The sequence below is a fragment of the Corynebacterium stercoris genome (assembly GCF_024160105.1).
In the GTDB taxonomy this organism is placed as follows: Bacteria; Actinomycetota; Actinomycetes; order Mycobacteriales; family Mycobacteriaceae; genus Corynebacterium; species Corynebacterium stercoris.
Genome location: NZ_JAMFTQ010000011.1, coordinates 56,991 through 64,769 on the forward strand (window position 1 = coordinate 56,991; position 7,779 = coordinate 64,769).

At 62.9% G+C, this 7,779-nt stretch carries 3 protein-coding genes and 1 pseudogene; all 4 read left to right on the forward strand.

Annotated elements, in window-relative coordinates:
• The first annotated feature begins 130 nt into the window (after positions 1–130).
• On the forward strand, positions 131–2,284 hold the full coding sequence (locus tag M5J20_RS08700; protein WP_253578590.1) for a glucose PTS transporter subunit IIA: 2,154 nt from the start codon (positions 131–133) through the stop codon (positions 2,282–2,284).
• A 195-nt stretch (positions 2,285–2,479) separates the two neighbouring features.
• Positions 2,480–4,180 (forward strand): phosphoenolpyruvate--protein phosphotransferase, encoded by a 1,701-nt coding sequence (gene ptsP / locus M5J20_RS08705; protein ID WP_253578592.1) that lies wholly within the window; start codon positions 2,480–2,482, stop codon positions 4,178–4,180.
• Positions 4,181–4,639: 459 nt separating this feature from the next.
• Entirely contained in the window at positions 4,640–6,142 is a 1,503-nt protein-coding gene (locus M5J20_RS08710) for a hypothetical protein (protein ID WP_253578594.1), read from the forward strand.
• A gap of 1,200 nt (positions 6,143–7,342) precedes the next feature.
• Positions 7,343–7,779 (forward strand): annotated as a pseudogene (locus M5J20_RS08715) (helix-turn-helix domain-containing protein); the annotation flags it as partial.

Consider the following 7,779-nt stretch of genomic DNA (forward strand, 5'->3'; position numbering starts at 1 on the left):
GCCGGCCAGTCTGGCCAAAAATCATAGGGACTACTAAAGTTTGAGGCATGTAAGCCCGAGCCGCGACCCCCACGCGCTCGGGCTTTTGTCCTGTCTATATCCCACTCCTGCACCAAAAGGAGCACGCACTATGGCAACCACGAAGGCGGACCTGAACTCTCAGGCCGCTGACATCATCGCCGGCATCGGCGGCCCGGAGAACGTGAAGTCGCTGACGCACTGCGCGACCCGTCTCCGCTTCGAACTCCACGATGCCTCTCTCGCGGACAAGGACCGCCTTGAGGCCAACCCGAAGGTCATGGGCGCTGTCCCGCAGGGCGGCTCCCACTACCAGGTGATCGTGGGTGGCGACGTCGCCACCGTCTACAACTCGATCAACGCCCTGCCTGAGATGCAGGGCCGCAAGCAGCTCTCCAACGACGACCTCAAGGCGCAGCAGCGCGACAAAGCCAAGGGCAAGATGCCGTGGCTGGATGCGTTCTTCGAGTATCTCTCGGATTCCTTCCGCCCGATCCTCGGCGTCCTCCTCGGCGCCTCGCTGATCATCGCCTTCGCCGCGGTCCTCGACGCCTTCCACCTCGTCGACTTCCGCGCCGAGGTCAAGACCCCGGGCTGGCAGTTCGTCGACGCGATGTGGGGCTCGGTCTTCTTCTTCCTCCCGGTCGCCGTCGCCTACAACGCCGGTAAGAAGCTCGACATCGACCCGTGGGTGCCCGCCGCCATCATGCTGGCGCTCTTCACCCCGGACTACCTGAACCTCATGGAGCACCCGGAGGCCCGCACCGTCGATCTCTTCGGCAGCCCGACGAGCGTTGTCGACGTCTTCGGCCTGCCGATGATTCTCAACGGCTACAACGGCAACGTCTTCGTCCCGCTCATCATGGCCGCCGTCGCCGCACTCGTGTACAAGGCGCTGCAGAAGGTCATCCCGTCCGCGGTCCACATGGTCTTCGTGCCGTTCCTCACCCTGCTGGTGATGATCCCGGTCACCGCCTTCATCATCGGCCCCTTCGGCTACCTGCTCGGCGCGTGGATTGGCACCGGCCTCGCCTGGATGAACGGTAACGCTCCGTTCATCTTCGCTCTGCTCATCCCGATGCTGTACCCGTTCCTGGTGCCGCTCGGCCTGCACTGGCCGCTGAACGCCCTGATGCTGGTGAACATCAACACCCTTGGTTACGACTTCATCCAGGGCCCCATGGGCGCATGGAACTTCGCCTGCTTCGGCGCCACCGCCGCTGTGCTCGCGCTGTCCATCCGCGACCACGATCCGCTCATGCGCCAGACCTCCGGCTCGGCGCTCGCCGCCGGCCTCCTCGGCGGCATTTCCGAGCCCTCCCTCTACGGCATCCACCTGCGCTACAAGAAGATCTACCCGCGCATGCTGGTCGGCTGCTTCGCCGGCGGCTTGACCATCGCCATCCTTGGCACGCCGTTCGGCGGCGTGAAGACGAACGCTTTCGTCTTCACCTCCCTGCCCACCATGTTCGTCTTCGACCCGATGTGGGTCTACATGCTCGCCATCGCCGTGGCGTTCTTCACCTCCTTCTTCATCATCCTGGCCACGGACTACCGCACCCCGGAGGAGAAGGAAGAGGCCCTCGCCCGCGCAGCCGCCGCCCGCGAGGAGTCCGAGGACGACGCCGCAGCCGCGCAGGTCTCCGCACTTGAGCCTGGCGACGAGCCCATCGCCCCCGCCGCAGCTTCTTCGCCCGCTGCACCCGCCACCGGCAGCACCGCGCTCGCAACCGCCCCGGCCGCCACGGCCACGGCAACCGAGACCGCCGAGGCCCCTGCCGACCCGATCACCGTCGACGTCCTCGCACCCATCGCCGGCGAGGTCGTCGCCCAGGAAGCGATCAACGACGCCGCCTTCGCCGCCGGCGCCCTCGGCAAGGCCGTCGGCGTGATCCCGGCCGCCGACACCCAGACCGCCACCGTGGTCGCCCCCGTCGCCGGCAAGATCATCTCCGTAGCCAAGACCGGCCACGCGTACGGCATCAAGACCGCCGACGGCGTCGAGATCCTCGTCCACATCGGCATCGACACCGTCGCACTCGAAGGCGCGGGCTTCACCCCGGTCGTGGAGCGCAAGCAGCAGGTCGACGCGGGCACCCCGCTTGCCGACGTCGATTTCGCCTCCATCCGCTCCTCCAACACCGACCCCACCGTGATCACCACCGTGGTGAACACAAAGAAGCTTGCCGACGTCACCGACATCGCCCAGCCGAACCCCAACGGCGCAGTCGCCGCCGGAGACCCGGTCCTCCGCGCCACCAAGTAACTCCCACAACGCCACACGGCGGGGACCACTCCAATCCCCGCCCGGCGGCCCGGCTAGCGCCACAACCGCACACATAGTTGCGCCTCGCACACATAGATCGCGAAAAACCAAAGTGTGGCGCAATTCGCTGAGAGACAACTCCACCCTTAGAAGCCCCTCCACAAGAAGCCCCCACACCCAAAGGACCCCGCAGAAATGACCTCCCCAGCAGAACGCAAAGTCCTCCACGGCATCGGTGTCTCCGCAGGCACCGCCTCCGGCCCTGTCGCTATCGTGACCCCGGCAGTCGGCATTGACGAGCACGAGCCCGCCTCGGTCGACCTCGAGGCTGATTCCCAACGCGTCCGTGACGCACTCCAGCAGGTCGCAACCAGCCTCACGAACCGCGCCGAGCACGCCAACTCCGAGACCTCCAAGAAGGTCCTCGAAGCCACCGCCGCACTCGCGACCGACCGCGGCCTGATCAAGCAGATCGATAAGGAGCTGAAGAAGGGCACCGGCGTCACCAAGGCAATCCACGACGCCGTCGAGGTCTACGCCGGCAAGCTCCGCAAGATCGGCGGCTACATGGCGGAGCGCGTGACGGATCTCTACGACATCCGCGACCGTGCCACCGCCCGCGTCCGCAACCTCCCGGAGCCTGGCATCCCAACGCTGGAGGGGCCCTCCATTCTCGTTGCTGAAGACCTCGCCCCGGCAGAGACCGCCACGCTGGATCCCGACCAGGTGCTGGGCATCATCACGGAGGCCGGCGGCGCCACCTCCCACACGGCGATCCTCGCCGCCCAGCTCGGTATCCCCGCAGCTGTCCAGGTGAAGGGTATCGCCGAAGCGATCGCCAACACCCCAGTCGCCGCCCTCGACGGGGGAGTGGGCGAGGTCATCGTCGCCCCGACCCCGCAGGACATCGAAGAGCTTGAGGAGCGCTCCCGCCGCCGCGCCGCGGCCCTTGCCGGCTCCTCCGGCGAGGGTGCCACTAAGGACGGCCACAAGGTCAAGCTCCTCGCCAACATCGGCACCGCCGACGACGCCGCGAAGGCCGCTCAGTACGACCTCGAGGGCTCCGGCCTCTTCCGCACCGAGTTCCTCTTCTTGGATCGCGACGCCGCCCCAACTGTAGAGGAGCAGACCGAGACCTATATATCTGTGCTGAAGAGTTTCGGTCGGCGCCGCGTGGTGGTCCGCACCCTCGACGCCGGCGCGGACAAGCCACTCTCCTTCGCCGATCTCGGCCCGGAGGAGAACCCAGCCCTCGGCCGCCGCGGACTGCGTCTCTCGATGGCACGCGAGGATCTTCTCGACGACCAGCTCCAGGCCCTCGCCAACGCCCGCGAAGCCGTCGAGGGTGCCGAGCTCTGGGTCATGGCCCCCATGGTCGCCACCGTGGAGGAGGCGGAATGGTTCGCCAACAAGGCTCGGGGCTACAACTTGCCGACGGTCGGAGTCATGGTCGAGACTCCCGCAGCCGCCATCATGTCGGAGCAGATCCTCTCGATCGCCGACTTTGCCTCTATCGGCACGAACGACCTGTCGCAGTACACGATGGCCGCCGACCGCATGCAGGGCGAGCTCGCCGAGCTGCTCATCCCGTGGCAGCCGGCGGTGCTCAAGATGATCCGCGAGACCGCCCAGGGCGGCGAGCGCAATGGCAAGCCAATCGGTGTCTGTGGCGAGGCCGGCGGTGATCCGCTGGTGGCGCTCGTGCTCGTGGGCCTGGGTGTGCAGTCCCTTTCCATGGCACCGGGCAAGGTGAACGCCGTGCGGGCGGCGCTGCGCCTGCACGACCTGCAGGCGTGCAAGCAGATGGCCCGCCTTGCGCTGGAGTCGCCGACTGCCGCGCAGGCCCGCGAGGCAGTGCTTGGCGCGGCGGATCCGGTGCTGCGAGATCTCCTCTAATTCTCAAAAGAGGCTACGGCGGGTCGCGGATGTTAGCTCACAGCGATGTTTAATCTTCGCGACACGCCGCAGCAACCGACAGTTCACAGCAAACCGACCTGTAGTGCCATCCTAAAACCCCAGCTAGACGGCTTGGCTACCCCATTGTGGGGGTGGACTGGTGTGTTTGGAGTGAAACGAGTGAAGATTTGGTGCGAAATTACTGGGAATCTAAAATCCCAGCTCAGCGGGCAACTTCCTGGGTTACCGGTGTCAAACCTCTCCAGTGGAGGAAAGTTAACTTCTAGATGACTTGCAAGAGGTTTGGCGCATTCGTAATGTATCGGGGGACGGAGCCGATACAGGTAATTGAGAACCACGGGTGATCTTTTACCGAAGTCCCGTTTGTTCCGGAAAAGTTTTCGGCCGAGACGACCGTCTGGGTCAGACTCACCTACTACTCTCTAGGAGTATTTACACATGTTCAAGAACCGTGTTCGCACCGCAGCTCTTGCTGGTGCTATCGCAGTTGCTACCGGCGTGTCCGGCCTGACCGTTCCGGCTTACGCTCAGAACCCGGAGACCGGCACCACCGGTTCCAACCCGCAGACTGACAACACCACCAACGTTGTTGACGCTTCCAAGGGTAACGGTGGCACCGAGGCTACCAACATCGCTCCGATCGACGGCGCGACTGCCGTTGACCAGCTCGCTAAGAAGGTTAAGGCCGACAACAAGGCTATCAAGGACTTCCAGAAGGACGGCGGCGTTGTCGACTACGAGCCGTTCGCGGATCGCCCGATCGAGCAGCAGCTGATCGACGATGCTAAGGCAAACGAGGCGAAGGCTACGGAGCTGCTTCTGCAGGCAACCGCAACGCTGAACGACATCGACAAGACGATCAAGGCTGTCGATGCGGAGACCAAGGCTGCAAACGCTGCGTGGCAGAAGTACGCTGATGCAGTGACCATCACCAAGTCCGAGAAGCAGGAGCTCATTGACTTCCTGGATAAGGGCAACAACCGCGACCTCGTTCCGGACGATATTGAAAAGGCTATCGACGAGCTTTGGGCTCTCGAGAAGAAGCCGGATGACCTGGGCTACCTGGACCAGGTTCAGACGATCGCTCGCAAGACCGACAAGGGTTCGGTTAACTACCTGGTAGACCAGCTGGACGGCAGCGTGCGCGACTACAACAGCAAGGATGATAAGGAGCTCGCTAACGAGGTTAACGCTGTTCTGACCATCTCCGACATGGTCAACGGTTACCTCACGGGCTTCGACAACCGCAACGCGCTCTACAAGGATGCAGTTGCTAAGTCCAAGATCGCTACCAGCCGCAACGTTGTTGAGCTCAACTCTCTCGCTAAGCAGGCTCGCGCTCACGTTCGCGCCCTCCGCGTGATCCAGGCTTACTACGGCATGGCAGCTCGCTGGCTTGATCTTTACGAGAACGATGTTCTTACCACCGATGAGATCCAGACCCTGCGCGCGGACTACTACAACGTTGTGTTTGTGGACGCTAACGGTTGGTCCCTTTACAAGCGTGCCAACGCAGCTGCAAGCAACATTGCAAAGGACAACGTAAACTGGGACAACTACTCCAACCTGAACTGGGAGAACGCTGCTCAGAAGGTTCGCCTGCTGGACAAGCGTTACAAGGGTGAGGCCGCAGCCAAGGATGCTGCCGATGCTGCCAGGGCTGCTGAGGCAAAGGACCTCAACACCCAGCTCGCTAAGGTTGCTGACGAGCTCGCTAAGCTCAACGCAGCTAAGTCCGGCGGCCAGAACAACCCGGGCAACAACAACGGTGGCACCACCAACCCGACCACCGACACCAAGTCCTCCATCAAGTTCAAGAACGACGACGACTCCCTGGCTCCGGCCGGCATCGCCGCCATCGTTCTCGGCGTCGTTGCAGCCCTCGGCGGCATCCTCGCCTTCGCTTTCCCGCACGTTCAGAACTTCCTTCCGAAGTTCTAAGAATGCGGCGCTAAGCGCCTAACGACAGACGCCACCCAGCCCACAGGGCTGGGTGGCTCCTGTCGTTCAGTACCGCTAAGGTGGGGAAGCTCGGTCGAGTCCGCAGGTGAACAGCTCTACTTCAACGGCTACCGCCTGCCCCAAACGTCGGGAGTAGAACCGAGCGAACCTTCAACCGCCTGGTCTCTGAGTGGAGCTTCTTGTAAGGGGTGGAGATTCTTGTAAGAGTTCGAACGTTGGAAAGCAAGCGTCCCAACGTGATATCGGCTGAGCGGATCGGGGGTACGTGAGCTATGAAAGCCGTCCAGAGTACGTACGAGATGCTGATCCGTTTCTACCAGCTGCGGATGGGGGGCAAGGCTACTCGGAAAGGTAACTGAGTTACGCATAGCTTTGGCGCGCTGATTGTGGGAATGTGCTCCACCCGCGGGATCGGGAAGCGTTCGGGGACGCGCCGGAAGGCGAGATCTGAGACCTGCTCTGTCCCTAGTAAATGGCTTGCGCGTCACTGCATTTCAAAGGAGATCGTGGCAGAGCGCTATTGGTCACGGTGCTGAGGAATCCCTGCCTGCGCTTGGGGAGATTGGAGAGCCGGAATTCGGTTGCGAATGGGGCCGGTGGAAAGCGCGGTCTGCGATCGTGCAGTCGCTTCAGGATGAGGGCAGCGACTGGCGGAACTGGTGTGATCGTCACAAGCTGTGCCAGCGGCCCGGGTTGGACGCCGATGCGCTGAGGGATCGGGAACTGTAGCTCGGGATGGAGTTGGTTCCGTACCAGTCACCGCCGTTCGGGTCTGAATCTGGGAAAGGCACGAGGACGGGCGGATCAACATTCTCGAGCTTGTGTCCGGTCAGCGGAGTCTCGCGCTCCTAGAAGCGATGCTGTGGGAGGCTGAGCGGAACGATGATTCGGTGCTGAGGATCCTTGCCGTTGGGGGCAATCACACGACGAATGGTTTTGACGGTGGGCGGTTTCCGAAGCGGGAGTTTGTGGAGAAGTAGCTGCTCTACGGGTAAAGCAGCGAGCAATTCCGTTGGTCGTCGCCCGAAGGGTCCGTTTACTCGATGTTGCGCGGGCGGATCTAGTAACACCGTGGTGGGTTTCGAGTAACGCGATGGTGAGTATCCAGTAACACCTTGGGGGACGATGCTGGTGACCGCGCGACTACAGGGCGCGCGGCATTACCAGAGGAGTCCAGTTGTGACTGACTACCGGGCGGTGATGGACCTTGTGCTCAAAGGTTGGTCCGTCCGCCAAATTCGTTCCACTGTGGGGTGTTCCCACACCACAGTTCAAAAGGCCCGCGAGGCGCTCGAAGCTTCAGGGATCACTACCGAAGCCCAACTCGCGGGATTGAGCAGTGAATCATTAGCCGGGCTGTTTCATGATGGGCGCAGCACCGGCCAGGGCGATTTCGTCCCGATCGATTACGATGCCGTGGCCAAAGCCAGGACCGGCAGGCACAAAGTAACGCTGCAGGTGCTCTGGGGCCGCTACACTGCTACCCCGGCCGGTGATGGGCAGCGCTATTACAGCTACGAGCGTTTCCGGCAGCTCGTGGCCCAGCACGTTGACGCCGCTGGGCTGACAGCCAGGATCACCCACGCCCCGGGACACACCATGCAGGTGGATTGGGC

Bases quoted from the DNA above. Each gene is read 5' to 3' on its own strand.
- M5J20_RS08700 (WP_253578590.1), top strand. From the start codon at position 131: ATGGCAACCACGAAGGCGGACCTGAACTCTCAGGCCGCTGACATCATC.
- ptsP (WP_253578592.1), top strand. From the start codon at position 2,480: ATGACCTCCCCAGCAGAACGCAAAGTCCTCCACGGCATCGGTGTCTCC.
- M5J20_RS08710 (WP_253578594.1), top strand. From the start codon at position 4,640: ATGTTCAAGAACCGTGTTCGCACCGCAGCTCTTGCTGGTGCTATCGCA.